This window comes from Streptomyces sp. NPDC057963 (genome assembly GCF_042887155.1).
Classification (GTDB): Bacteria; Actinomycetota; Actinomycetes; order Streptomycetales; family Streptomycetaceae; genus Streptomyces.
This window is the reverse complement of the sequence record NZ_JBHVPX010000016.1, coordinates 92,057-118,796: the sequence shown is the minus strand read 5'-3', so window position 1 is coordinate 118,796 and position 26,740 is coordinate 92,057. Positions and strand designations below refer to the sequence as shown.

At 68.3% G+C, this 26,740-nt stretch carries 19 protein-coding genes and 3 pseudogenes; 14 read left to right on the top strand and 8 right to left on the bottom strand.

Annotated elements, in window-relative coordinates:
• Positions 1-1,072: 1,072 nt before the first annotated feature.
• The gene (locus ACFVT1_RS31010) at positions 1,073-1,840 is read right to left on the bottom strand and encodes an SDR family NAD(P)-dependent oxidoreductase (RefSeq protein ID WP_389801246.1); all 768 of its coding nucleotides are present in this window, start codon (positions 1,838-1,840) and stop codon (positions 1,073-1,075) included.
• Positions 1,841-2,417: 577 nt separating this feature from the next.
• Here ACFVT1_RS31010 and ACFVT1_RS31005 point away from each other — a divergent pair.
• Entirely contained in the window at positions 2,418-2,882 is a 465-nt protein-coding gene (locus ACFVT1_RS31005) for a hypothetical protein (RefSeq protein ID WP_389801245.1), read from the top strand.
• Positions 2,883-2,907: 25 nt separating this feature from the next.
• Here the strand turns inward: ACFVT1_RS31005 and ACFVT1_RS31000 are convergent, their stop codons facing one another.
• From ACFVT1_RS31000 to ACFVT1_RS30990, 3 genes and pseudogenes are all read right to left on the bottom strand, one after another.
• The gene (locus ACFVT1_RS31000; protein ID WP_389801243.1) at positions 2,908-3,453 is read right to left on the bottom strand and encodes a GNAT family N-acetyltransferase; all 546 of its coding nucleotides are present in this window, start codon (positions 3,451-3,453) and stop codon (positions 2,908-2,910) included.
• A gap of 130 nt (positions 3,454-3,583) precedes the next feature.
• Positions 3,584-3,922 (bottom strand): annotated as a pseudogene (locus ACFVT1_RS30995) (ISL3 family transposase); the annotation flags it as partial.
• 250 nt (positions 3,923-4,172) lie between these two features.
• Positions 4,173-5,045, bottom strand: coding sequence for an aldo/keto reductase family oxidoreductase (locus ACFVT1_RS30990; protein ID WP_382911254.1), 873 nt, complete (start codon positions 5,043-5,045; stop codon positions 4,173-4,175).
• Positions 5,046-5,185: 140 nt separating this feature from the next.
• Here ACFVT1_RS30990 and ACFVT1_RS30985 point away from each other — a divergent pair, with 140 nt between their 5' ends.
• From ACFVT1_RS30985 to ACFVT1_RS30965, 5 genes and pseudogenes are all read left to right on the top strand, one after another.
• A complete protein-coding gene (locus ACFVT1_RS30985; protein ID WP_389801275.1) occupies positions 5,186-5,623 on the top strand; it encodes a winged helix-turn-helix transcriptional regulator in 438 nt (145 codons plus the stop codon).
• A 523-nt stretch (positions 5,624-6,146) separates the two neighbouring features.
• A pseudogene (locus tag ACFVT1_RS30980) lies at positions 6,147-6,690 on the top strand (GNAT family N-acetyltransferase).
• 305 nt (positions 6,691-6,995) lie between these two features.
• On the top strand, positions 6,996-7,163 hold the full coding sequence (locus ACFVT1_RS30975; protein ID WP_389801241.1) for a hypothetical protein: 168 nt from the start codon (positions 6,996-6,998) through the stop codon (positions 7,161-7,163).
• Complete coding sequence (locus tag ACFVT1_RS30970; protein WP_389801240.1) at positions 7,160-7,720, top strand: cysteine hydrolase family protein; 561 nt, start codon at positions 7,160-7,162, stop codon at positions 7,718-7,720. Before ACFVT1_RS30975 ends, ACFVT1_RS30970 begins: the two co-directional genes overlap by 4 nt.
• 1,356 nt (positions 7,721-9,076) lie before the next feature.
• A complete protein-coding gene (locus tag ACFVT1_RS30965) occupies positions 9,077-9,991 on the top strand; it encodes a serine protease (RefSeq protein ID WP_389801238.1) in 915 nt (304 codons plus the stop codon).
• A 342-nt stretch (positions 9,992-10,333) separates the two neighbouring features.
• On the opposite strand, the gene ACFVT1_RS30960 is transcribed toward ACFVT1_RS30965, so the two are convergent.
• Together ACFVT1_RS30960 and ACFVT1_RS30955 are read right to left on the bottom strand one after the other, a co-directional pair.
• Positions 10,334-10,870: a hypothetical protein gene (locus ACFVT1_RS30960; protein ID WP_389801236.1), complete on the bottom strand. Its 537-nt coding sequence runs from the start codon at positions 10,868-10,870 to the stop codon at positions 10,334-10,336.
• Between the two features lie 320 nt (positions 10,871-11,190).
• Positions 11,191-11,816, bottom strand: a pseudogene (locus ACFVT1_RS30955) (sigma factor).
• A 199-nt stretch (positions 11,817-12,015) separates the two neighbouring features.
• Between ACFVT1_RS30955 and ACFVT1_RS30950 the strand changes: the two are divergent.
• Positions 12,016-12,501, top strand: a complete 486-nt coding sequence (locus ACFVT1_RS30950) for a carboxymuconolactone decarboxylase family protein (RefSeq protein ID WP_389801234.1) — start codon at positions 12,016-12,018, stop codon at positions 12,499-12,501.
• Between the two features lie 473 nt (positions 12,502-12,974).
• Here ACFVT1_RS30950 and ACFVT1_RS30945 read toward each other — a convergent pair whose 3' ends face one another.
• Both ACFVT1_RS30945 and ACFVT1_RS30940 read right to left on the bottom strand, forming a co-directional pair.
• Entirely contained in the window at positions 12,975-15,068 is a 2,094-nt protein-coding gene (locus ACFVT1_RS30945) for a DUF6351 family protein (protein ID WP_389801232.1), read from the bottom strand.
• A 304-nt stretch (positions 15,069-15,372) separates the two neighbouring features.
• Entirely contained in the window at positions 15,373-16,515 is a 1,143-nt protein-coding gene (locus ACFVT1_RS30940) for a mandelate racemase/muconate lactonizing enzyme family protein (protein ID WP_389801230.1), read from the bottom strand.
• Between the two features lie 234 nt (positions 16,516-16,749).
• Here ACFVT1_RS30940 and ACFVT1_RS30935 point away from each other — a divergent pair, with 234 nt between their 5' ends.
• The 7 genes from ACFVT1_RS30935 (at position 16,750) to ACFVT1_RS30905 (ending at position 26,566) form a co-directional block, all read left to right on the top strand.
• Positions 16,750-17,751: a LacI family DNA-binding transcriptional regulator gene (locus ACFVT1_RS30935; protein ID WP_389801228.1), complete on the top strand. Its 1,002-nt coding sequence runs from the start codon at positions 16,750-16,752 to the stop codon at positions 17,749-17,751.
• A 119-nt stretch (positions 17,752-17,870) separates the two neighbouring features.
• Entirely contained in the window at positions 17,871-19,211 is a 1,341-nt protein-coding gene (locus tag ACFVT1_RS30930; RefSeq protein WP_389801227.1) for an ABC transporter substrate-binding protein, read from the top strand.
• Positions 19,212-19,218: 7 nt separating this feature from the next.
• Positions 19,219-20,169 (top strand): carbohydrate ABC transporter permease, encoded by a 951-nt coding sequence (locus ACFVT1_RS30925; protein ID WP_389801226.1) that lies wholly within the window; start codon positions 19,219-19,221, stop codon positions 20,167-20,169.
• On the top strand, positions 20,166-21,044 hold the full coding sequence (locus ACFVT1_RS30920; RefSeq protein ID WP_327277530.1) for a carbohydrate ABC transporter permease: 879 nt from the start codon (positions 20,166-20,168) through the stop codon (positions 21,042-21,044). Before ACFVT1_RS30925 ends, ACFVT1_RS30920 begins: the two co-directional genes overlap by 4 nt.
• 104 nt (positions 21,045-21,148) lie before the next feature.
• Positions 21,149-23,440, top strand: coding sequence for a hypothetical protein (locus ACFVT1_RS30915; RefSeq protein ID WP_389801224.1), 2,292 nt, complete (start codon positions 21,149-21,151; stop codon positions 23,438-23,440).
• An 11-nt stretch (positions 23,441-23,451) separates the two neighbouring features.
• The gene (locus tag ACFVT1_RS30910; RefSeq protein WP_389801223.1) at positions 23,452-25,674 is read left to right on the top strand and encodes an FAD-dependent oxidoreductase; all 2,223 of its coding nucleotides are present in this window, start codon (positions 23,452-23,454) and stop codon (positions 25,672-25,674) included.
• A gap of 25 nt (positions 25,675-25,699) precedes the next feature.
• Positions 25,700-26,566, top strand: coding sequence for an NAD-dependent epimerase/dehydratase family protein (locus ACFVT1_RS30905; RefSeq protein WP_389801221.1), 867 nt, complete (start codon positions 25,700-25,702; stop codon positions 26,564-26,566).
• Positions 26,567-26,740: the final 174 nt, after the last annotated feature.

Sequence of the window (26,740 nt, the reverse complement as noted above, 5' to 3'; positions counted from 1 at the left end):
GGAGGTCCACCGGCTGTGCAACGGGAAGACTGGCGTCCCTTGCCGCCGACGTCGCCGCCCCGTCAGCCGCCGGGTCCTCCACTGCCAAAAGCCCCACCATTGTCATCCTTGGGTACGTCCCTTGGCGAAGAGGGCCGGTTGATCTCATATGGGCTGAGGCCTTCCCCGAAATCATCTGCCGCCCTCAAGTTTTCGCCGCTTCGGGAGGAACGTTCGGCCCGTGGCCCCTGCTGTCGTGCCCGAGACCGACGGCGCACGTCCCACCAGACGAGGCCAAGCAGAACAGCGACGACGACCACCGCTATACCGACAGGGAAAATCCAGCGCACAGCCGAAGCGGCCAGTGTGATGTCACTGATGGGCACCTGGCTCACAAGGTGGCTCATCCGGCCCACGTCCTTCCTGAGGGGAGTCCACCGCTCACAAAGCGAAGCAGAGGGTTCCGCTCATTGGAGAGAGCCCACAATGGCTGGAGCCGTACGCAACTCCAATCCCGCCGTCCTGGGCGGGATCAATCTCGCGGGCCCGCCTGAACTGGACGTCCGGCAAAGCTCGAACTCCCTGACAAGTCTACGGCGGGGAGCGTACGGGGGGGGCCGCTCAGTGCGCGGCGGGTGTACCAGCGGCTGGAGAGCCATCTGCACGAAAGTGAGTGCACGCCTGCGCCGATCTCGGGTGATGGCGTTCCACCGTTCCGGCGCTTGTGGTCCGGCACTGACTCGGGCAGTCCTGCGTACCGGCCCTGGACGGCCGGCCAGAATCCGGCCAGCACCATGGCGACGAGCGCGACGCGGCCTGCGTACCCGGAAACGGACGGCCCGATCATCCATCGCCGGGGCGGCAACCACGCCGGCAAGGCGGCTACCACTCGGGTGAGAACGGCCAGCGGAAGCTCCGCGTACAGCACGCTCCGGTCCGGTCCCGCTTCGAATCCGGCGCGCGCCCGGAGTTCGGCATCCGCGGCCTGTCCCAGCTGCGGGGCCCCTTGCCTGGGCAGGACGGAGAACCGGAACATTCCGTCAAGCGGGCGCTGCGCCACCGAGGCCGACCCGGCCTGTGCCGGCCTCGCGATTCACGGGCTCGGGAACAGGGGTCCGCCCGCCATGAGGCCGCCGTCGGCCAGGAGGATATGCCCGGTGATGTAGCTCGCCTTGTCCGAACCCAGGAACTGGACGGCCTCGGCGATCTCCTCCGGGGTGCCCGCCCGGTGCATGGGCAGCACCGAATCGACCGCGGCGCGAGCCGTATCGTCGCCGGTGAACCGCTCGTACATGGCGGTCCGGGTGTAGCCGGGCGCCACCGCGTTGACCCGGATACCGTGAGCGGCGCCTTCGAGTGCGGCCGCCTTGGTAATGCCGACGACGGCGTGTTTGCTCCCGACGTACAAGGTCGCCCCGGGATAACCCATCAGGCCGAAGTTGGAGCTGACGTTGACGATGCTGCCGCCGCCCTGTTCCCTCATGACGCGGAACTCGTGCTTCAGGCACAGCAGCGTCCCCTTGACGTTGGTGTCGAAGGTGGCCTGGTAAGCCTCGTCGGTCACCTCGGTGACAGGGCCGGGTGTCCCCTCGGTGCCGGCGTTGTTGAAGGCGACATCGATCCGCCCGAACCGTGCCACCGCGCGGTCGACGAGGTCCTTCACATCGGCGTCGAAGCGGACGTCGGCACGCACGAACTCGGCCGGGGCGCCGAGGTCGGCCAGCTCCCTCGCGAACAGCTCACCCACGTCCTCATGGCGGCCGGAGACCACAAGGCTCGCGCCTTGACGGGCGTAAGCGAAGGCGGTGGCGCGGCCGATACCGGTAAGCGCGCCCGTGACAAGGACAACGGGACCAGACACCTCGAGGTTCCTTTCTGCGACCATACAGATGAACGAAGGCAAGCGGTAAGGACCCCGCACGACACCGGGTTCCTCCTCGGGCCAGGGCGTATCCCCCGGTACGCCCGCAAGGAAACTGTCCCAGCCGGACGAAAGCCGCATCGGCCCCGACCGCCGCGCCCATCGAACGGCGGCACTCCATGACCCGTACGGCCCACGGACGGCGGCCAGGACAGACGACCCGAAAGCGGTCACGCAGGCGGGAGGCAAACGCCGCAAGCCCCCTGGTGGCATCGGAACAAACTGACGTCGCGAACTCGCTCAGCCAGTGATGATCGATCGCGATCGCGCCGGGAGGCCGTCCGGCCGCGCGGCTGTGCCGCCGGCTGCGGTCGGCCGCCCAGCGCGATCGCTCGCCTCCTGAACCTCGACCGCAAGACCGTGCGCCGTTTCCGCGACACCGGCCTCGACCAGCTGCTGGTCTCCGCCCGTGACCGCCGTCCGAACGGCGTGCTGGACCCGTTCAAGGCATATCTCGACGTCCGCTTCACCGAGGCACAAGGCCAGGTCAGCGGCACCCGCCTGTCCCTGGAGATCAGTGAGCGCGGCTTCCGGGGCAAGCCGCCAGGTCGTCCGCAAGTACCTCGCCGCCCTGCGGGCGGGCACCGCCGAACCGGTCCGGGCCGACCTCCCCAGCCCCCGCAAGATCACCTCCTGGATCATTCGGCCCCGCGAGTCGCTCACCGCGAGGCAGGACGAACGGCTCTTGGAGGTCCGGCTCGCCTGCACGGACATCACACCGGTCTGCGACCTCGCCCGTGCGTTCGCCGATCTGGTACGTCACCGGCGCGGGTACCTGCTGCTGGAATCAATCCGCCAGGCCGAGCAGGACGCTCCGAAACCGATGCGGGGCTTCGCCTGCTTCCTCCGCCAGGACCTCGATGCCGTCACCGCCGGCCTCACCCTCCCGTGGAGTTCCGGTGTCCTGGGTCGCCCTCGCGCAGCTCTGGCGTACTCGATTGTTGTCCGCGCCGAGACCGGCGACCGATCGGCGGCCTCGTAGATCCGTCGTGCTGCCGGGCACGAGCTCAAGCGGGCGGCGCAATCGAAGACCACATGCCGAACCACTGCTCGGCGCCGTAGTCCTCGTACCGCTCCACCTCGGTGAACCCCAGCTTTGCCGCGAGGCGCATCGAGCGCTCGTTGGCGGTCTGGGTGCGGAGCACCACCGCCTCGCCGGGAAGCGCTTCGGCGAACCAGTCGAGTGCCGCTGCGCACGCCTCGGTGGCGTACCCGTATCCCCACGCCTCCGGCAGGAACAGATAGCCGAGCTCGGTCTTCCCGACGTCCGGACGGACGTGCCCCGGACGCTCTGCGTGCGGATCGAGCATGATCGTGCCGATCATCGCCCCGTCGAGATCGATCACGAAAAAGCCTGGGCGCCGCCCGGGAACCTCGGGCACCGTGCGTTCGAGCTCGGCACGCGGTCGAGGGCCACCGAGGTAAGTGTTCACCTCTGGTGAGGCGTTCAGCTCGATGGCCGCCGCACGGTCCCGGGCCTCGGACTCGCGGAGCACGAGCCGCTCGGTCTTCATCGGGGCGGGTGGCCAGGCGAGGGGTCTGAGGTCGGTCATGCCAGCCAACCTAGCCAGCAGGCTCGACAGCGATCAAGAAGCGCGAACCGAACAACCCACAGACCTGAGCCTCACCCTCACCAACGGGGCCGGGCCCGACAAGCCAAGCATCCCTCCTCACCGATTGGAGTCCACTCCTTAGTTTCGCCCGCGGCTCAGCCGCCTTGGTGGTGTCTTGCCGCCACACGCGCCCACAGCCGATGCAGCGGTAGCGTCGGATCGTGACGTGAAGGATCGTGGGCCGCCAGCCGAGTGGCTCGTGCGCCAGTCGCCGGGTCACGGTGTCTCGCGGTGTGCCTTCGCAACCGCAGCGGCGGCACCACTGATCGAACTCGACGACCCGGCATGCAAGAACCGCACGATCCGGGGCGAGTCGCTGACCGGTGACTTCGAGACCGAGCTCGTCAAGGCGGCAGAACGTATTCATGTCAGCGCGGGCGAAGGCCGCCTCAGGGGTAGCGTCGTGCAACGTCGAGGTCTTCCGGATGGGCTTGGTGCAGGAACCCCCGTCCTCGGGAGACCTCGACGCTTACCCGGCCACCGACGCGGGATGAGCTTCCACCGTCGGTGTGACACAAGTTTTTGACGGTTGATGATCTGAAGTCATCCAGGTGAGGGCGAATCATCCTGCTTCGGCCCCGATCGCGCGAGGGTGCCCGGGGCCGGAACGTGAACGGTGGCTTCGGTCGTGGCTGGTGAGCCGTTCAGCTCTGGGGCATTCAGCGGCCGATATCGTTCAGCTCGGCCAAGTCCCCATGAGAGAGGGAGAGTCCCGCGCCGGCGATGTTCTCGCGCAGGTGTGCCGTCGATGACGTGCCGGGGATGAGCAGGATGTTCGGTGATCGCTGCAGCAGCCAGGCCAGTGCGACGGACATCGGTGTCGCCTCCGATCGAGCGGCGACCGCCGAGAGCGCCGAGGACTGAAGCGGGGTAAAGCCCCCGAGGGGGAAGAAGGGCACGTACGCGACGCCGTCGGGGGCGAGCCGGTCGATGAGCTTGTCGTCGTGGCGGTGGGCGAGGTTGTACATGTTCTGCACGCACACGATCGGCGCGATGCTCTGTGCCTCGGTGACCTGCTCCTCGGTGGCGTTGCTGACCCCGAGGTGGCGGATCAGGCCCTGCTGCTGGAGTTCGACGAGCGTCTCGAACGCCTCGGCGAGCGAGCCGGGCTGGGGTCCTTCGGCGTTGCCGAGTCGGAGGTTGACCAGGTCGAGTACGTCGAGCCCGAGGGACTTGAGGTTGTCGTGGACCTGGCGGCGCAGATCTTCGGGCCGCCGGGCCGTAGGCCAGCCACCCTGTTCGTCGCGGGTCGCGCCCACCTTGGTCACGATGTGCAGCGACTCGGGATAGGGACGCAGTGCCTCGCGGATCAACTCGTTGGTGACGCGCGGCCCGTAGGCGTCGCTGGTGTCGATGTGGGTGATACCGACGTCGACCGCTTCACGCAGAACGGCCAGGGCACCCTCGCGATCGGCGGGCGGCCCCATAACCCACGGGCCGGCCAGTTGCATGGCGCCGTAACCGAACCGGGTGACGGTCAGGTCACCCAGAGCCCAGGTGTCGCCGGGAAGAGAGAGGGAAGACGTGCTCATCTTGTTGCCTTTCGTCGTGCACTTGGGGGTGGCGCCCGCTGCCTCCCTGCATCAGCATTGGAGAGAAACTTCCTGTCGGGAAGTAGGCACTTTGGAGTGCGTAACCCACCCATTGGTGAGAGGTGCGATCAGTGACGACAATGAAGGCGGCCCAGAAGAGGGCTCAGGCCAAGGTGGAGTACAACGCGTTCCTGGCAGAGTGCCCCAGCCGGCAGCTGCTCGACCGAATCTCGGACAAGTGGGTCGTCCTGATCTTGTGTGCGCTGGGCGGCGACAACAGCCCTCGCCAGCCCGGTGCAGCACACGCAGACGCTCCGAAGGCGATGCGCTACTCCGAGATCTCTCGTCTTCTGGCCGGGGTCAGCCAGAAGATGCTGACCCAGACGCTACGCTCGCTGGAGCACGATGGTCTGCTCACCCGTACCGTGACGCCAACCGTCCCTGTCACCGTCTCCTACGAGCTGACCGACCTCGGCCTCTCGCTCCACCACATGACGCGCGGGCTCAGAAACTGGGCGCAGACGCACATGGCCGAGGTCCTCGCAAACCGCGAGAACTACGACTCTCGCACGTCCTGACGCCTCACATCCAACCGTCCAACAGCACTACATTCATCGGCGCTACACCCTCAACTGCGAAGAGCCGTCGAACCGGGCGATCTCCAGGCGTCGGCCTTCTGCGAAGTGCCCTGGTGCTCGCGGCTGGCAGGCGGCTACGTGAGCTTCTGGCTGCCGGCGGCAGTGGTGAAGGGCGGCTCGGCGCGCTGGACGTACGTCCCCGGTTCGGCGCAGGCGGACGTGGACGCCTACCGGCGGTGGGACTGGGCGGAGGTCGTCGCGAACGCGCAGGCCGTGGGCAGGTACGCGCAGTGGCGCAGGCCGTGGGTGGTGGAAGGCACGGCGAAGCCGTGGGCGCGCCGGGTCGGTTCGCAGTTCCGTGTCGCGGTGGAGCTACCTGGCGCTGCGCGAGCGGCGGCTGCTGGTGGCGGCGGCGGACGAGCAGTTGGAGCCAGCGGTGCCGTGGCTCGGCGAGTGCGGGCAGCCACTGCCGTTCGCCGGTCGTCTGAGACTCCTGCCCGGCAGGCGTACGAGGTTGCCCGCCATGACCGATCTCGGACCCGTCGCCTGGCCACCTGCCCCGATCAGGACCGAGCGGCTCGTGCTCCGCGAGTCCGACGCCCGGGACCGTGCGGCGTTCATCGAGCTGTTCGCCTCGCCAGAGGTGGGCACCTACATCAGTGGCCCTCAACCGCGTGATGAGCTCGAGCGCGCGGTGCCCGAGGTTCCCGGGCGGCGCCCCGGCTTTTTCGTGATCGATCTCGACGGGGCGATGATCGGCACGATCATGCTCGATCCGCACGCAGAGCGTCAGGGGCACGTCCGTCCGGACGTCGGGGAGGTCGAGTTCGGCTGCATGTTCCTGCCGGAGGCGTGGGGATGCGGGTACGCCATCGAGGCGTGCGCAGCGGCACTCGACTGGTTCGCCGACGCGCTTCCCGGCGAGGCGGTGGTGCTCCGCACCCAGACCGCCAACGAGCGCTCGATGCGCCTCGCGATGAAGCGGGTTCACCGAGGTGGAGCGGTACGAGGACTACGGCGCCGAGCAGTGGTTCGGCGTGTGGACCTCGGTCACGCCCTCCGGTTGAGCTCGTGCCCGGCAACGCGGATCCACGAGGCCACCGAACGCCTCCTGCCGGCACGTGGATTGGGTCGAGGAGTTCCACAACGACCCCGAGGCGATGCGCCGCCCGGCTGCCTGGCTGCCTGGCTGCCTGGCTGCCTGGCTGCCGGGCTGCCGGGCTGCCGGGCTGCCGGGCTGCCGGGCTGCCGGGCTGCCGGGCTGCCGGGCTGCCTCCGAGAGCGTAGCCGTCCGGCGCACCGTCGGCGCACGCCCGTCACCTGCACCGACGTCCTGGACCGACTCTCGCGCGACCCCGGCCCCAACCCTCAAGTGCAGTCCAGCTTCGCCTACTTCTGCGAGGACGCCATGGCAGGCCGCCTGGCGAAACCCGTCCCCGGCAGGCACACTGCCACGGTGCGGGCGGCCGCGCACTACCCAAACATGGAGAACCCGGTCCGCTTCAGCACCGAACCGACATCGTTCCTGGAGACCGTATGAACAGCGCCCTTCTCGTGATGGACGTCCAGCGAGCCGTCGTGGACATTGTCGACGACGGTTCCGGATACCTGCCCCGCCTGCGCAGGGCGATCGATGGTGCCCGGGCGGCAGACATACCTGTCATCTACGTGGTCATCTCACTACGCCCGGGCTTTCCGGAAGTCGGCCCGCACAACAGGGCACTCACCGCCGTCGCGCGAGCCGGACTCCATGTCGAGGGAGATCCTGGAACCGAGATCCACCCCGATGTCGCGCCCCGGCCGGGCGAGGTGGTGGTCACCAAGAGACGGGCGAGCGCGTTCTCGGGCAGTGACCTCGACGTGGTGCTCAGAGCGCACGGCATCGACAGCCTCGTCCTCACCGGAATCGCCACCAGCGCCGTGGTGCTGCACACCCTGTGCCAGGCCAACGACCTGGACTTCGACCTCACCGTCCTCGCCGACGCCTGCCTGGACACCGACGCCGATGTTCACCGGTTCCTCACCGAGAAACTGTTCCCGCAGTGGGCGGATGTCGTCACCGTCGACAACTGGCTCGATGCCACCACACCCCGTTAGCGGCAGACCAGGGAGGAACTGGCGTGTGGTGGCGCACGTCGACGCACCGCTGCCGCTTCGGGCACGACCTTGTCATGACGCTCCGTCACGGCATGTGAGAATCCTTGTAGGCAGCGATGCCGCCTTCGACGAGCCGGGCAGCGGTGCCGGCCGAACGAGCGAGCGTCGCGGCGTGCGAGCTGGCTGACGGGTACCCCGATGTCTCTGTCCTCAAGGACGAGCTTGTCCGCCGGGCTGAGCCGCACGCCCGGGCGTCGCTGCCCCGTTGGTGTTCGTCGGCCAGACCGACACCGCTGCACGACGGCCGACGACCCCGCCGGCTTCGGGCCGTAGCACTTCTGGACCGCCTTCGTCGCACCCGCCGTACGCGGCCCGAACGCCCCGTCCGCGGTGACCGTGTACGCGGCGGCGAAGCGGATGCCGGACGGTACGGACGTCCGCTCCCCGGGCGGCGATCAGTACGTCGGGATGCGGGACGAAACCGCAGGCGGCGGAGACGGCCAGGAATAGGGGTCAGGCCGTATCCGAGTGCCTGCCGGGCAGCGATCCGGTCCGCGACCGAACCCGCCGATCAGCGCGGCGATCAGCGCCGCGGCGGAGCTTCCCGGTGCTCTGGAGAGGCCCACTGACGGAACGGGCGTGGCGGTGGGCATGAAAGGCTCCCCGGGAGGGTGGTGGCGAGCGGGGTCCCGCAGGGAGGCCGGCTCAGGCAGACGGTGTGGCGGGCGGTGCGGGCCGGTCAGCCGACGCGACGTCGGCTTGGAGTCCCTCACCAGATACCTGAAGGCCCACACTGCCCGTCCGGCACGGTCTTCACGGCGCCCCGCAATGCCTGTCATGGAACGCGAATACATCCGCGACCGCACCCTCGAAGGCCACGAGTCCGCCCGCAAACGCGGCAAGACCATCGGCGACGCCGGCGTCACGACAACGACGTGCTGTCCATGACCCTCCACTTCCGCAACCAGGAGATGAACCTGCGCGACATCGCCGAGCGCCTCGTCATCACCACAGGCGCGGAAAGGGCCGGCATCCCTCGCCCGCCACCGTCATACAGATGCTCCGCGAACACGACGAGCAGATGGCCACCGCGGTGAGTACACGATCCCCCGCTGCTTTGCGGCTGATGTCTGAGCCAGGACACCGGGACCGACTCAAGGCACCGGGACGGTCGGCCTCTGTGTACCCATGGCCAAGGAAGGCAGTCCCGCTGCGGTGGCCGTCAAGGGAGCGAAAAGAGCCAGGACGGAGCCGCGGGGTAGCGGAGAACTTGGCTGTACGCCGACAATGCGGTCACCCTTCACCGTCCGGGGGCCACCGGGCTCCCGGATCGAACCGAGAGGACCGACCATCACCATGCGCAAGCCTCTCCTCGCCACCCTCACCGCCGTGGCCCTCGGTGCCGCCGCCTTGATAGGCACCACGGGCACGGCAGCCGCAGCACCCAACCGCGTGAGCGGGGCGACCCCCACTGCCGCGACGGCCGCCGTGCACCCTGAAAGTACGCCCGCCTCGGTGACAGCTTCCTCCTTCGCCGGCACCGTGGCGCTCAGCAACTGCTCGGGTTCCCTGATCCGCATGCCGAACTCGCAGGCGACGGACCCGGGACTGGTCATGACGAACGGCCACTGCCTCGAAACCGGCTTCCCGAGCGCAGGTCAGGTCATCACCAACCAGTCCTCCACCCGCAGCTTCACGCTTCTCAACGCCTCGGCAGGCACCGCAGGAACACTCAAGGCGAACAAAGTCGTCTACTCGACGATGACCGACACCGACGTCACGCTCTACCAACTGACCAAGACCTACGCCCAGATACAGCAGTCCACGGGAATCGCACCGCTGACGCTGTCCGCCACCCACCCGGTGCAGGGGCACGCGATCGACGTGGTCTCCGGCTACTGGAAGCGGGTCTACTCCTGCTCCGTCGACGGATTCGCGTACCGCCTGAAGGAGGACCAGTGGACATGGAAGGACGCCGTCCGCTATACCCCGGAATGCCAGGTCATCGGGGGTACTTCGGGCTCTCCGGTCATCGACACGACGACCGGGCAGGTCACGGCGATCAACAACACCACCAACGAGAACGGCGAAAACTGCACCCTTGACAACCCTTGCGAGGTAAATGAGCAGGGAGCCGTCACCATCCGCCAGGGAACCGGATACGCCCAGGAGACCTACGGCATCCCCGCCTGCTTCACGACGGGCAACAAGCTCAACCTGTCGGCCCCGGGCTGCACGCTCGCGAAGCCGGCAGCGGTAACAGCACGCTGAGTTGACACCTGCTGGAACTCCGACAGCACCAAAAGACACACCACCCGCATCAAAACGCTGTCGCTCAGCCGGGGGCATCACAGCCCCCGGCCCTCACAGAACCGTACGTAACGATCTTTCGTGTGCAGGTGGGGCCCTGCGGCCGATGGCCTTCGCGTCGGCCGCCGCACCCACAACCGCACGGGGGTGCCGACGTTCCGACTGCACGAAGACGCACCATTGGCCCAGGCGGGGGCGGAGGACTGCTCCAGGCAAGCTTGCGCTGCTCGCCTGAAGCCTGTCCAGTCGATCGTGTGAGCCGGGTGACGGTCGAGCGCGGGAGGCAGATGTTGGTGGCGGGCCTCAGTGCTGGATCAGGCCTCCGACCTGGACGGGAGCGACGTGGCCGGTTTCCGGAACGGTCTGCGCCAGGGCGAGGCCGACGTCGACCGGCGACGACCGGCGCAGGCAAGCAACGTCGGGGATCGGGGTCCAGACCGACTCGACGGTTTCACCGTTTGGCTCAGGCCGGAGTTGACCGCCCGTGATACGGACCTGGTAGAAGACACCCACATTCTGGTGCTCGGGTCCGCCGGAGATGGTGCGTTCGGCCGCAGGGATCGGAGTGGTGCCGGCGGCGTGTGGGTTTCCTCCCTCGCATGGGTGCACGTCGGTGCGGGTGCCGGGTGCGGCGGGTGACCCGCGATCAGGACTGGTGTGCTCCCAGTCCTGCGCCTCCTTGCCTTGGGATGCCGCACCGCCTTTGTAGCCGACGAGGTCGGTCGGGTTGAAGACGAAGCGAAAGGTCTGCCAAGGACTGGACCTCGCGACTGTCGTCGTACGCGTGCTCCCTACTGCCCTTGATGGCCGCTCGGTCGAGCCGGCCTTCGACTGCGCCACCGGTCGAATCGTGCAGCCCGTTTGAAGGACGGTCGGCATCATCCGCCACGCAGGTCGGCCGAGACCACGGGGAAATGCCATATCCGTGAGACGGAGCGGCTGCGCCATCGACGTGGGACTGAAGAAGAGCCGCTGGTCGACCGATCAACCGAACCTTCTGCCCACGAGCAGCGAGACCCACACGACTCTTGCAGGGTCGCAGGCTCGGCTTCACGCTCTCTCGGATCTGACTGGACATCAGCAGCACTCATGCAGCGACATGAGACTCACTGTTGAGCGCATCCACCCTTTCGGTCAACGGCTCGCCGGACGCGCCCGGCTCAGCGGCCCACTGCGGTCTCCCGGTCGATGCGCGACAACTTCTCGGGGTTGCGTACGGCGTAGAGCCCGGTGATGAGGCCGCCTTCGAGACGTACCGCCAGGACGGTGTCGATCTCGCCGCCCCTACGCAGGATCAAGGCCGGGTGGCCGTTGACCTGGGCCGACTGCAAGGTCGCGGACGTGAGCCTGCTGAGCACATTGGCCACCGTTTCGGCGCCCACGACGGGCTCCAGTGCGGCCCGTACGACTCCGCCGCCGTCGGTCAGCAGCACGACGTCCGGGGCGATCAAGTCGAGCAGGCGCTGCACGTCACCTGACTCGGCTGCCTGTTGGAAAGCCTCAAGCGCACTGCGCGTCTGGGCTGGGGAGACGACCTCGCGCGGTCGGCGCGCCGCGACGTGGGCTCGCGCGCGGTGGGCGATCTGCCGGACTGCGGCGACGGTCTTGTCGACAGCCAGGTCTCCTGAAGGACGTCCTCGGCGTCGGCGGCGGAGCCGAGCATCTCGTAGGCAACGGTGAACAGCAGGTTGCGATGGACGACGAACGCCTCGGTGGCGGAGTCCGTACCTCCGGCGCGTGGGCTGTGCCCGGTCACGCCGGCCGCTCGCTCGGTGTGCTCGTCCATCGTCGGCTCCTGCCTGTTACGTCTCTTGCCCGTGTCACGCACAAGTCGCCGCTCCTCACTCTCTTGTGACACGGAAGCTCGGTGGCCTTCGTCACATCGCCGTGCTGTCACAGGGCCTGGGCGGCCGGCGACTTATGAGCGTCAAGACGCTGCGCGGACGATCCGCGCAGCAGACGATTCCACAAGCGAGGACGTGGTGATGGAACCCCGAATGAACCTGTTCGCGAACGAGACCGGCACCAAGATCGGCAAGCGGATCTTCGCCGTCAGCCAGGCGATCCAGGAGTCGCCGCTGCCCAAGCCCACCCAGGAGCTGGTGCAGCTGCGCGCCAGCCAGATCAACGGCTGCGGCTTCTGCGTCGACATCCACAGCAAGGACGCCGCAGCCGCCGGCGAGACCGCAACCCGGCTGAACCTGGTCGCCACCTGGCGTCACTCCACCGTGTTCACCGAGTCCGAGCGCGCCGCGCTGGCCCTCACCGAGGAGGGCACCCGCATCACCGACAGCTACGAGGGTGTCTGCGACGAGACCTGGGCCCAGGTCCGCAAGCACTACGACGACGACCAGGCCATCGCGCTGGTCTCCCTGATCGCCGTGATCAACGCGGCCAATCGGCTTGGCGTGATCCTCAACAACCAGGGCGGCGCCTACGAGCCCGGCAATCTCGCCACCATCGCCGGCTGATCGCCGTCGATGCCGCTGGGCCGGCCCTCGAACATTCGATTCGGGCCGGCCCAGGGGCAAGGCCACCTCGCCCCTGCCGGTTTCGAGCCCCTGTGACGAATCGCGACTGTCGGCAGATGCCGAGCTTCAGCCCGAATCAGGGTGCAGGTGGGAACGGACAGGGATGCCAGTTCCCAGACCGATTGGAGGAAGTGCTTCCCGGCCATCGGACCCGCGCTCCCCCCGTCGGCGGCGTCCGGTCCCCGGCCGGGCGCCGGACTCGGCCCGCCGGGGCTGGGAAAGCCTCCAGGCCCCATACCCCCCCGATGCTCTCCTCCCCCACGGGCGACAAGGAGGGGAGGAGAGGAGGGGTGACGGTGCTTCAGCGGACCGGAAACAGGTGCTGACCTGGACGAACGCGGGAGATCACCACCACTGACACCAAAGCGGGAGGTCCCGCCTGCCCCCGTTGTGGCTCGCCTGCCGCGATCCCGTCACTTCGGGTCGAAGGAGAGCCATGTACCGGCGAGGCCCTGCTGACCCGCCCCGGGCAGGGACCAGTCGCAGACACCGGTTCGGAAGATCGACTTCAGATCCTCGAACTGGGTGTCGGTCACGGGTACTTGGTAGTCGGTGCGGACAACGGGACGCTTGCGGCACTTGACGATGTCGTTCGCCACGTCGGCTCCGGCGACCATCCGCGGCGATGTCCACACCGGGTAGAGGGTGTTGCACTCGGTGTTGTCGATGCCCTCGACCTGGGGCTCCGTGATCTTCTTCGCACCGATGCCACGGGTCCAGCAGGCGTCCGAGAGACCCTGCGGCCGGTTGCGGACGATCTTCTCGATGGGGGCATCGGTGCCGGAGTCCCCCTTGATGCCGGTGAGCCACTGGTCCATGTCGGACAGCATCCCGGCGAGAGTGAATCCGTGCCCGCTGGAACGGGTGAGCATGACCTGGTTGGCGTGGGTTCCGTTGGCCTTGTCCAAGCGCGCCCGGGTGGAGAAGGAGTGGAAGCGCATGTGCATGTCGCCGGCCGCCGCGTCGTCCGTGTAGTCGCGGTAGTCGATGATCGGAACGTCGGCGAGGCCGCCACCGCCGTTCAGCATGCGGCCGGTGCGGTAGGCGAGCCGTACGGCCTTGAGATCGGCGACGGTGCGCTCGGCAGCGGGCTTGGCATCGTCGTCGAGGCCGCCGATGCGCCGGTTCAGGTCGATGAACTGGCCCATGTCGATGGACCCCTTGTTCAGGGCCTCAAGTCCGTACTGGATACCGGTGTTGTCGAGCGGCCTGCGCGCCTTCCCGGTCTCCGGCACCTCGCCGTAGACGTTCACGGCATGGCTGTAGACGTCGCAGCGGGCACCGTCCGGATTGGTGACGGGGTGGTAGCGCTGCCCCGCGGGCAACTGCGCCGGACAGTACACCGTGGGGTCGATACGGCCGCTGGCCCTGGCCAGGCTGCCGATGCTCTCCCACTTGCCGAACCCGGAGACCGCCCTCTGCTGCTCCTTGGTGAAGGCGTCCGGCGCGACGTCCTTGAAGTAGTGGTTCAGGAGCTGGGCGTCACTCAGGGTCTGAATCGTCCCGAAGCCGACATCGGGGAAGCTGCAGCCGGAGAGGATGCCGTCCAGCAGACCCGGGTAGTTGTCGGCGATCTGGTGCGTCTGGTACGAGCCGCCGGAGCAGCCGTTCCCGATGGTGAAGGCCGGGTCGCCGTACGTCTCCACGAAGCGTTCCTTGACCATGCTCATGGTCTCGGCGGCCAGCACGTCGTTGCAGTTGTTGCCGAAGACGTTCAGCGTGGACGAGGCGACGCCGTAGCCCTTGCTCAGATACGTGTCGTTCATGATGCCGACGGTGTTGCGGCCCTGGACGTACCAGCCGCCGTTGCAGCCGCCGCCGAAGCCGTACACGAGGCGCCCGTTCCAGCCCGGACCACGTTGCAGCGGGTCGGGGGTGCCCTCACTCGGGTCGTGCAGCACGGCCGTCTCGTAGATGCCGCGGTTGATGGTGCCGGTCTCCACGCGGACGATGTACGGCACCTTCTTGCCCGCACTCGTCGTGGCGGTCGCCAGGTCGGCGGGACGGGCGCTCTCGTCGGGCAGCGGAGCGAACTGGCCGGCCGTGGTGCGATACATATAGTCGACGCGGGTCTGGACCGAGCAGTCCTGGTCGATCGGCAGCCCGAGGGTGGCGCCGGTGACCGTCTTGAACTCGGCGGTGTCACAGACGAACGGCTGCTCGTGCGGCCCGGAGAACACCGGCCCTGTGATGGGGTGGTTCTTCAGGGCCAGCTGTCCGGAGTCCGCGCCCTGGGCACTCGCCGTGAGCGTGTTGGCGCCCTTGGACAGCTCCTTCACCACGCCCATCAGTGCGTGGTCACCAAAGGGGCGGAAGCTCGACGTCACGTCCCGGCCGTCCGCCTCGACCCGGACCGCGTCGACCACGATGGAGGCAGGCACCTCCACACGTATCAGGGCGTCGTCTCCCGACACCGTGCCGGGCCGCGACGACACGGCCGTCACCTGCAGCTTCTCACGTTCCTGGCTGCCGGCCGGCGTGGCTGACGCGCCCACCAGCACGCCCATGAACGCTATGCCGACAAGGCCCAGTTGGACTGGTCTCGCGGCTCCTCTGAACGACACGACGGAAATCGCCTCACTTCCTGGAGTCGGAATTCGTACTCGGTGTGCGGACGCGGGCTGTGAACCCGCCGGGACGGTGACGCACGCACCTGTCCCGTTGTCACGGTGTGCGGCCTCCCGGCCAGCAGCCGGAAGGGCCTGTTCCCCGTCCGGCGTCGTGCTTCTCTGCCGGATGGGCCACAAGGGTTGTGGGCGGCCTTCGTTTCCGCAGGGGTGGACCGGCGCGGCCGGCCCTTGCCCTGCCCGGCTACCAGTTGGTGAACGCCCCGTCCGCCGTACGCAGGTGCGGGCGCTCGTCCGCCGTGGCCTGGTACCGGCGCGCCGCCTCCCGGTCGATGTCGACTCCGATGCCGGGCAGTTCACTCAGCTCCACCCGCCCCGGAACGATCGTCGGCCGGGCGGTGAAGAGGGCGGCGATCGCCGGATCGGGATCGGTCTGGTGCTCCTGGATCGCCACATTGGGGCAGGCCAGGTTGAGTTGGAGCGAGGAGGCGGCGGTGACCGGACCGAGCGGGTTGTGGGTGGCGAGCTTGATGTGGTGGGTCTCCGCCATCGCCGCGATCTTCTTCGCCTCGGTCAGGCCCGCCGCCACCCCGACATCCACGCGCGCGTAGTCGATGAGGTCGTCCTCGATGAGGGTCTTGAACTCCCATTTGGAGCCGTACTGCTCGCCTGCGGCCAGTGGTACGCCGGTGCGGGCCCGCAGCATGCGGTAGCTGTCCGGGTTCTCACAGCGCAGTGGGTCCTCGACGAAGTACGGGCGGGCCGCCTCGATCTCCCGGCACAGGGTCAGCGCCTCCGGCGGATCCAGGCGCGTATGGACGTCGAGGATCAGCTCCACCTCGTCGCCGACCGCGTCCCGCACCTGGTGGAAGAGGTCGACCGAGTCGCGCAGGCAGCGGCGGGCGTCGAGCGTGCCGTCGTCGTCGTGCGGCGAGGCGAACCGCAGATGGCGCCAGCCCTCGGCGACCAGGTCGCGGCAGCGGTCCAGGAACCGCGCGCGGTCGTGGTAGCCGTCGCCGACATGCACATAGGCGGATACGTGATCACGCACCCGGCCGCCGAGCAGCTCATGCACCGGTACGCCGAGCGCCTTGCCGCGGATGTCCCAAAGGGCCACGTCCACCGCTGCGATGGCGGCGCCGAGTATGCGGTCGGCGGGGAAGAACCCGCGCCGGAACATGACCTGCCAGAGGTGCTCGATCCGTCGCGGGTCCTCGCCAACGATCAGCTCCGCGAGGTGTTCGAGCCCCCCCGCGACCGCCCGCTGGCGCGACCTGATGCCGACCTCGCCCAGACCGTGGATGCCCTCGTCGGTGTCGACCACGACCAGCATCATGCTGTCGCCGTGGTCGGGGAGAGTCAGCACTTCCAGGCCGGTGATCTTCATTCCACTCCTCTATGAAAACGTTCCCGCAATTTCAGTGCCGTTCTTGAGAGCACATCATCGGCAGCAGTCGGGCCGAAGCGCAAGACCCGTGCATACAGAAGGTTTCCCTCGATGAAATACTCCGGACACATCTCTTGACAGGCCATGGGAACGTTCGCAAACATCAACCGCATTCGCAGGGTTCCGATGCGAGACGACCGGGTCCCCCGGCTCAAGATGACGAGGAGGCCGTCCGTGGCAGTCACGATCCGGGAGGTGGCGAGCGCCGCGGGCGTCTCGGTGTCGACGGTGTCCCGCGCGTTCACCGCACCCGGCCAGGTGCAGCCGACGACGCGGCAGCGCATCCTCGACGCCGCGGCCGAGCTCGGCTACTCCCCCAACCCGGCGGCCCGTTCACTGCGCGGCGGCGGCACCGGAACACTCGGCCTGATCGTCCCGGACATCGCCAACCCGTTCTTCCCACCGATCATCAAGGCGATGCAGGCCCGCGCCCGGCACCTGGGCTACACGGTCCTGGTCGCCGACAGCGACGAGCGCGAGGCGGACGAGCTGGCCGCCATCGCTGCCGTATCGAAGCGGGTCGACGGCCTGATCCTCTGGGCCTCCACCCTCACCGAGGGCCGGCTCCACGAACTCGCGGGCCAGATGCCGCTGGTGGTGGTGAACCGTCACGTGCCGGGCATCCCCGAGGTCCGGATCTCCCTGTCCGCCGGCATCGCACAGGCCGCCGAGCAGTTGAAGGCGTACGGTCATCGGCGCTGCGTCTTCATCAACGCGTCCCGCGCCGAGCCGAGCCGCGGCAAGTCCATCCAGGAGTCCTTCGAAGCGCTCGGCCTCTCCCTGTCCGAGCTCGGCCCGTACGAACCGCGGTTCGAGACGGGCGTGCACGCCGCCACCCTCGTCGCCGCCCACGACGCGACGGCCGTGATCGCCCACAACGACCTGGTCGCCCTCGGCGTGCTGCACCAGATGGCCAACCTCGGCGTGAGCGTGCCGCGCGACGTCAGCGTCATCGGCATCGACGACACGCTGCTCGCCTCCGTCTCCACCCCCGGCCTCACCACGATCAGGATCGACCCCGAAGAGATCGCCACGCGCGCGGGGGACCTCCTGATCGAGACGATCGCGAGCACAACAGACCGCGCTGGACGAGGACGTGACGCCACTTCCCCCTTCGTGGAGATCGGCTCCCGCCTGATCCCCCGCGCCTCGACGGGCCCCGCACCCGCCCACTGATCCACGGCGCACACCACCACAACGCGCAAAGCGCCGAGCTACACCGCACCGAGCCCACTCCTGCCCTTCTTGGAGCCGTTATGCCCAGAAACTCCCGCTGTTCGGCCATACTTGGCTGCATGGCGCTGACCGCGACCCTCGCGGGCTGTTCCTCCCTCACCCCGAGCAGTGCCGGCGGGGGCGGCGATCTCGTGCTGCGGGTGCAGGGCATGCCGCCGGCCACCGACAAGCCGGGGGTCGCCCTGTTCAAGAAGCAGGTGGCCGACTTCGAGAAGGCCAACCCGGGCATCAAGGTCAAGGGCTCGACCACGGTCTTCGACCCGCTGACCTTCTCCGCGAAGCTGTCCGGCGGCAATGTCGAGGACGTCATCAAGGTGCCGCTGACCGAGCCGCAGCGGCTCATCCGGCAGAAGCAGGTGCAGCCGATCACCGGGCAGCTCAAGGAGTGGAAGCACTTCAAGGAGTTCAACCCTCAGGTCATCCAGCCGCTCACCGACAGCGCCGGCGACGTGTACGGCGTACCGCAGAATCCGTACGCCCAGGGCCTGGTCTACAACCGCGAGCTCTTCGAGAAGGCCGGCCTCGACCCGGACAGGCCGCCGACCACCTGGGCGGAAGTCCGCACAGCCGCCAAGAGGATCAGCGACAGTACCGGCAAGGCGGGCTTCGTCCACGAGTCCAAGGACAACCAGGGCGGCTGGCAGCTGACGATGCTGTCGTACGCCTTCGGTGGCGAGCTGGAGAAGGAGCAGAGTGGCAAGTACGCCGCCACGCTCACCGGGGAGCCGACGAAGAAGGCGTTGCGGCTGCTCAAGGACATGCGCTGGAAGGACGATTCGCTCGGCAAGACCCTGCTCAACAATCAGAACGACGTGATCAAGCAGTTCGCGGCCGGGCAGGTCGGCATGTTCATGGGCAGCCCGGGGACGTACCGACTGGCGAAGATGCAGTTCGGCATGGAGAACACCGACGCCTTCGGAGTGGCCCCGATGCCGCAGTCCGGCGGCGATGCGACACTCACCGGCGGCGACATCTACATGGTCCCGAAGTCCGCCGACAAGAAGCATGCGGCAGCGGCCGTCGAGTGGCTGACCTTCGCCTACGCCAAGCCGCAGTACAGCACCGACATCGCCGCCGAGCAGGCCAAGGCGCTCTCTGCCGACCCGAAGTCCGCGGTGGGCGTGCCGACGCTTCCGGTCTTCGACAAAGAACGGCAGACCGAGATCGACGCAGCGACCAAGCCGTACGTCAATGTGAAGCTGCAGAACTTCAAGCCGTACATCGACGGTCTCGCGACGCTGAAACTGAAGTCGGAGCCGCCGTACCAGGCGCAGAAGCTGTACACCGTGCTCGACCCGGTGGTCCAGGCTGTGCTCACCAAGCGCGACGCCGACATCGACTCCCTGCTGGCCTCGGCCGAGAAGGACGTCAATGCCAAGCTCGCCGCGGACCAGAAGTAGCCGCCCCATGGCCCTGCTCACTCCATCCCGTCGCCCGGCCGCTGTGGCCAAGGAGCCCGTGTCGCGAACCCTGCCGCAGCGGCGGCGTGGCACCGGCCCCCGCAAACAGTTCACGGCCTGGCTGTTCCTCGTCCCCGCGCTGCTGGTCTTCGGGCTCTTCGCCTGGTGGCCGATCGTGCGCAGCCTGCTGCTCAGCTTCCAGAAGACCAACCTCGTCGAGCCCGCGGTCTGGGTCGGCCTGGACAACTTCCGTGCCCTGTTCGACGATCCGCTGCTCGGCACCGCCGTCGGGAACACCCTGTTCTTCGTGGTCCTCGGCCTGCTGATCGGCTTCCCGGCGCCGCTGATCCTGGCCGCGGTCATGTCGACGGTGCGGCGCGGCGCGGGCGTCTACCGCTTCCTGGTGTATCTGCCGGTGGTCATCCCGCCGGTGGTGGCGATCCTGCTCTGGAAGTGGTTCTACGATCCCGGGAGCGGGCTCTTCAACAACGTCCTCGGCAAGGTCGGGCTCGGCCCGTACTCGTGGCTGGAGTCCTCCGACAGCGCCATGCTCTCGCTGGTCCTGGAGGCCACCTGGGCGGGTATGGGCGGCGCCGTCCTGATCTACCTCGCGGCGATGGTCGGCATCCCCGGCGAACTCTATGAGGCCGCCGAGGTGGACGGTGCCGGGATCTGGCGGCGGATCTGGCATGTGATGCTGCCCCAACTCCGGTCTGTCATCGGACTGTTGCTGCTCGTCCAGCTGATCAACACGGTGCAGGTCTTCACCGAGCCGTACGTCTTCACCGGCGGCGGACCCGAGAACTCCACCCTCACGGTCCTGCTGCTGATCTTCCGGTACGCCTTCCAGGACGGCGAGTACGGCCAGGCCGCCGCGCTCTCCTTCCTGATGGTGCTCGCCCTCGCCCTGCTCTCCGCGGTGTATCTGCGGGCCACCCGCAGCTGGAGCACGTCATGACCACGCTCACCACCTTCGTCTCCACCAACGACCGCCAACGCCCCGGCGTACGCGCCGCAGTGCGCTCCATCCAGGTGTTCACCCTGATCCTGCTGCTGCTCATCGGCATCGGACCGCTGTACTGGATGGTCAAGGGCGCGGTCTCGACGCCCACCGAGCTCACCACTCAGCCCCTGGCCCTCTGGCCGGACCGGCCGGCCCTGGGCAACTTCTCGGCGGCGTACACCGATCTGAGTGTCGGCCGCTATCTGATGAACACCTTCCTGGTGGTCGGCGGATCGTGGTTCGTGCAGCTCTTCGTCTCGGCCACGGCGGGCTTCGCCCTATCGGTGCTCAGGCCGAGGTTCGGCAAGGCCGTCTACGGGGCGATTCTCGCCACGATGTTCGTGCCGTACACGGTGAACATGGTCAGCCTCTTCATGACCGTGATCGATGTGCCGTTCCTCCACCTCAACCTGGGCGACACCTACTGGGCGATCTGGCTGCCGGCCGGCACGAACGCCTTCACGGTGCTCCTCGCCAAGCAGTTCTTCGACGCCCTGCCGAAGGAGTTGTTCGATGCGGCGCGGGTCGACGGGGCGAGTACCTGGCAACTGCTCACCAAGATCGTGCTGCCCATGAGCAAGCCGGTGCTCGCCGTGATCAGTCTGCTCGCGGTGATGCACTCCTGGAAGGACTTCATCTGGCCGCTGGTGGCCATCACCGACCCCGAGAAGCAGCCGATCAGCGTCGCTCTCGCCCAGCTCGCCACGCAGGCTCCGCAGGACCAGCTGATCGCCGCGATGGTGCTCGCCGTCGCCCCGCCGGTTCTCGTCTTCGTCGTCTGCCAGAAGTACATCGTCGCCGGGCTCGGCTTCACCGGAGTCAAGGGCTGAGTTCCACCGGAGCCGACGGCCGAGCCCTCGACTCCCCCACCGCATCTTCCGCTTCGGACCCTTCGGAGCATCCGGAAAACCCCGACCGAGAGAAGGGCACCTCCATGTCAGTCGCCCGCCGCAGATTCATCCAGGGCACGGCCGTCGCCACCGGCGCCGCACTGCTGCCGACCGTTCCCGCGTACGCCGCGGACCCGGTCACCATCGAGGCCGACGGCATCACCCTGGTCGGCCGTAGCGACGGCAGCGTCCTCGTGCAGGACGGTGCGGGCACCGACCGCATCCTCCTCAACCACTTCATGATCAAGGACACCGCGCTCGGCCAGCAGCGCACCTTCGGCGGTACGCCCGCCCGGATCACGCTCCCCGACGGTCGGCCCGCGATTCAGGTCACGTACACGATGGCGAGCGGCGTACCCGGAGTCACGGTGCGCGGCACCTTCGACGTCACCCCTCACAAGGCACACATGAAGTGGGAGGTCAGCGGCTCCAGCACGCTCACACCGGCCGGCTTCATGTTCTCCCGCACGGTGTACGAAGCGAGCGCGGCGGAGTCGTACGAAGCGCTGACCGTCTGGGAGCGGGACGCCCGAGGCGGCATTCCGTACGAGGTGAACGCGGGCGGCGCGTACGTGGAGACGTGGGCGGGATCGAAGGGCTTCTTCTGCCTTTCGTCCACCAACCCGGCGAACACGAACGCCACATGGGTCCATTCCCCCGGCACCTCGACCGGTGCGAGCACCGCCGTCACCGAGGCCGATCTGGTCCTCGGCGATCTGCGGCCGCGCGCGGCGGGAGCGCTCGCCGCCAAGAGGCCCCTCGGCGTGGAGGTGTGGACGGACCAGCCGTTCAACCTCTACAAGGCGGCCGGGCAGACGATGACGCTCAAGGCGCAGGTCGTCAACGGTTCCGCCGCTGCCAGGAAGGTGACCCTGACGTGGTGGGCGCGCGACTTCGGCGGCACGAAGATCGCCGGTGGAACGCTCTGCAAGACCCTCGCGGCGGGCGCCGCCTGGGACGCCGCCTTCCCCGTAACCTCGCCGTCGCAGAACATCGTGTTCACCGGGGTGGAGGTGGTCGGCGGAAGTGACAAGGCGCTGGCCCGCACGAATCTGAGCGTGCTCCCGGAGTTCACGTACAAGGCGGGCAAGGAGTCGATGTTCGGCCTTGCCAACTACCCCTGGCTGCTCAAGCCCAGCAAGGAGGCCGTACTCGGGCTGGTCAAGACGCTCGGCATCAAGTGGATCCGCATCGCCTACGCGGGCGCCCCGGGCATCGACACGGCGACTCTGGACGCGAACGGCATCGGGCACAACGTCGAGCTGAGCGGCATCCCCGTGGGCGGTAGTCCGGAGCAGATCGCGGCCTGGGCCGACACGAATGTCGCCAAGGCCCTGGACGCCGAGGCCGCGTACTTCGAAGTGAGCAACGAGGTCAACCAGCCCTGGATGTCGGGCCGCGGCGCCGACGCCTATGTCCGGGACGGTCTGCGCCAGGTCACCACGCGCCTCGACGCGGCGGGCTCGCGGATGAAGGTCATGAACGCCGGCCTCGGCGGCATGGACTACGTATGGACCAAGAACTTCCATGACGCGGGCGGCTGGGACCTCATCGACGCCTTCACCTTCCACCCCGGTCGCGGCAACTTCACGCCCGACTTCGCGCCGCCGCCCGAGGAGTGGACGCAGGGGCCGTCCGGCACGTACTGGAACTTCCTCGGCGCACTGCGCAAGGCGAACCAGGTCCTGGAGGAGTACGGCGGCGACAAGGAGCTCTGGCTCACCGAGGCGTACGCGCCGACCCGGCCCAACGCGTGGTGGAGCGACACCTACCGGCACGCCGCCGAGAACACGCTGCTCACCCTCGCTCTCGCCAAGTCCGAGAAGGTACGCGCCGTCAACTGGTACCAGCTGCACGACTCGGTGCTCTACCACCCGCAGGAGGCCGACCCGGCCAACCCCGAGTACCACTACGGCCTGATGAACCGCGACACCAGCGCCAAGCCCTCGCTCCTCGCCTTCGCGACCGCCGCCCGGGTCCTGGACGAGGCCGAGTTCGTCCGGCACCTCGCCTTCGCGGACCAGGACATCAAGGGGCTCCTCTTCACCACTCCCGGCGGGCCGGTGTCGATCCTCTGGAGCCGCAAGGACGGGTACATCCTCAACTCCGAGCACGGTGAGGATCCTTGGTTCGCCTCGCCGGAGCCCTGGGTCGACACCTGGACGACCAGGACCCCGGTCGTCGCCCACTCGGGGACGGTCAACGGCACGGTGCGGGAGCTGAACTGCATCGGCCAGGAACGCTCCCTGAAGGCCGCCGGCGGCAAGATCACCCTCACCCTCGACGGCGCCCCGCGCATCTACTACGGGCTCGCCGCCAATCCTGACTGGAAGTAGTGACGTACGACATGAGGAATGAAACCGCACGGCACGACATCACCGTCGTCGGCGGCGGCCTGGCCGGGGTCTGCGCGGCAATCGCCGCGGCCCGGCTCGGCCGGAGCGTCGCGCTGATCAACAACAGGCCGGTCCTCGGCGGCAACGCGAGCAGCGAGGTCCGGGTCTGGGTGTGCGGCGCGACCGGCCACGGCAAGAACCACCATGCCCGTGAGGGCGGCATCATGGGCGAGCTGCTCGTGGAGAACCAGTTCCGCAACCCGGACGGGAATCCCTACTACTGGGACGCCGTGGTCCTGGACGCCGTGCGCGCCGAGCCCGGCATCACGCTCTACCTCAACACCGACGTCCGCGAGGTCGACGCCGAAGGCCCGGACGAGGCCCGGCGGATCACCTCGGTCACCGGCTGGATGATGGGCTCGGAGCGGCGGATACGTTTCGAGAGCTCGCTCTTCCTCGACTGCACGGGAGACGGCCTCATCGGCCACCTGGCCGGCGCCCACCACCGCATCGGCCGGGAATCACACGCCGAGTACAACGAGGCATGGGCTCCGGAGACGGCCGACGACATCACCCTGGGCTCGACTCTCCTCTTCTACACGAAGGACGCCGGTCACCCGGTCAAGTTCGTGCCGCCGAACTTCGCCAAGGACATCACCGGGACCTCCATCCCGCAGCGCCGCATCATCAAGGCGGGCGACAACGGCTGCGCGTACTGGTGGATCGAGTTCGGCGGCGAGCTCGACACCGTCCACGACAACGAACGCATCCGCGACGAGCTGTGGTCGGTGATCCACGGCATCTGGGACCACATCAAGAACTCCGGCGAGTTCGACGCGGAGAACATGACCCTGGAATGGGTGGGCTCGATCCCCGGCAAACGGGAGTACCGGCGCTTCCTCGGCGACTACGTCCTGCACCAGGGCGACATCCTCGGCCAGACCGAATTCGCCGACCGGGTCGCCTTCGGCGGCTGGTCGATCGACCTGCACCCGCCGCAGGGCATGTACGCCACCGAGGCAGGTGCCAAACAGCTCTACGCGGACGGCATTTACCACATCCCGTACCGCAGCCTCTACTCGGTGAACACCGAGAACCTGCTCTTCGCCGGGCGCAACATCTCCGCAAGCCATGTCGCCTTCGGCTCGACCCGGGTCATGGCGACCTGCGCCACGATCGGCCAGGCGGCCGGCACGGCGGCGGCACTCTGCGCCACCGGCGAGGTCACCCCGCGCGAACTCCCCGTACCCCAGCTGCACCGGGCGCTGCTGCGCCAGGATGCCTCGCTCATCGGCCTCGCCTCGACGGACCCGGAGGACCTGGCGCTGCGGGCAACGGCCACGGCATCGTCCACCCTGAGCAGTCTGGCCGTCGAGGACTCCGACGAGCTGTGGCCGCTCACGGCGGACGCCGGACTCGTCCTCCCCGCGGACCCGGACCTCTCCGGGGTGGAACTGCTCGTCGACGCCGACCGCGACACCGAGATCGTGATCGATCTGTACGACCCCGAACTCGGCCAGAACTACGTCCCGCGCCGCCTCGTCACCTCCATCACCCTGCCCGTCGCCGCCGGTGCCCGGCAATGGCTCAAGACCGGCCTGGACTGGACACCCGAAACCCCGCGCAACGCCTTCCTGGTCGTCCGCGCCAACGACGCCCTCGCCCTGCACCGCTCCGACCGCCCGACTCCCGGCGTCCTGTGCTTCACGCGCGTCCCGCTGCGCCCGTCGGACGAATCGCCGCAGCCGCTGCGCGAGTGGACGGACAAGGGCCTGCTGCGCCGCACCTTCTGCTTCCGTACGGGAGAGACCGCGGCCTACTCCCCCGCCAAGGCCACCGACGGCTATGCCCGCCCGTACGCGGGACCGCATATGTGGGTCTCCGAACCGCTGGCGGACGCCTCGTCCCCCTGGCTCCAGCTGACCTGGCCCGAACCTGTCGCACTGGGCCGGATCGAGGTCATCGCCGACGACGACGTCAACGAGGACCTGATCAACTTGCACCACCACCGCACGCCCTTCGACACCCTCCCCACCCTCCTTCGCGACTACCGCGTCGAGGCACTGGATACTGACGGCGCCTGGCGCGTCATCGCCCGTGCGGCGCAGAATCGGCGGCGACGCGAGACGCACACGCCGGCGGAGCCGATCACCACATCGGCGATCCGGGTCGTCGTCGAAGCCACCAACGGGGCGGCGTCGGCGCACGTCGTCGCTGTGCGCGCCTACGAGTAGAAGCACGACGCAGGAGTGTGACTGGATGGTCGGAAGAGCGATGGTCACCGGGGCCGCCGGGCGGATCGGGCGAGCGGTCCTCGCGCTGCTCGCCGAGCGCGGGATCGAGGCGAACGCCTTGGTCCTCGATGATCCCGGTGATCTCGCGGCGCGCCTGGTCGTGACCGGTGACGCCGCCGATGCGAAGACCGTGCGAGCGGCGATGGAGGGCGCCGACGCGGTCATCCACCTGGCGGCGATCCCGACGCCCGCGCGCAACACCGCATTCGAGGTCTTCGCGGGCAACAGCCTCTCCACCTTCACCGTCCTGGAGGAGGCCGGCCGGGCCGGGATCCGGCATGCGGCGGTGGCAAGCTCCTGGGGTGTCACGGGCCTGCCCTGGACGGACGTCGAGGATCCGCATCCGCCGTACGCACCGGTCGATGAGGCGATGGCCTCCCAGGTCGCCGACCCTTACGGCCTGTCCAAACAGGTCGACGAACTCACGGCGCAGATGATGGCGCGGCGGCATGGGATGAGCGTGGTGTGCCTGCGCTATCCGTACGTGGGCGGATTCGAGGAACGGCTGCACGCCCATGCCGCCCGGCTCACGGCCGACCCGGCCGCGGGGGCAAGGGACCTGTGGACGTACCTCGAGGTCCATGACGCGGCGAGGGCCGCACTGCTGGCCTTGGACGTACCCGGCCGTGCGGCGCACGCGGTACACCTCTGCGCCCCCGAGATCATCGTGCCGTACCCGACGGAGGAACTGCTGCGCCGCTATCACCCCACCACCGTGCTGCGGTGCCCGCTGCCGGGTCGCGCGGCGCCGGTCGACACCTCGGCCGCGCGCAGGCTGCTGGGGTTCACGGCACAGAATCTCCTCGGTCACGGGGCGGTTCCGCCGAGTTGAGTTCACAACGACCGCCGAACCACCGCGAATGGGAGAGACAGGATAATTCCCGAGTCCGAGTGACGTACCGAGTGACATCCGCGACGACTCCACCGCATCGTCGTCGGCCGGGCGAAGGTGAACGGCGCGCGGCCAGTGAGGTCGGCCGCCTCTGCCGTCGACGCGACCCGTGAG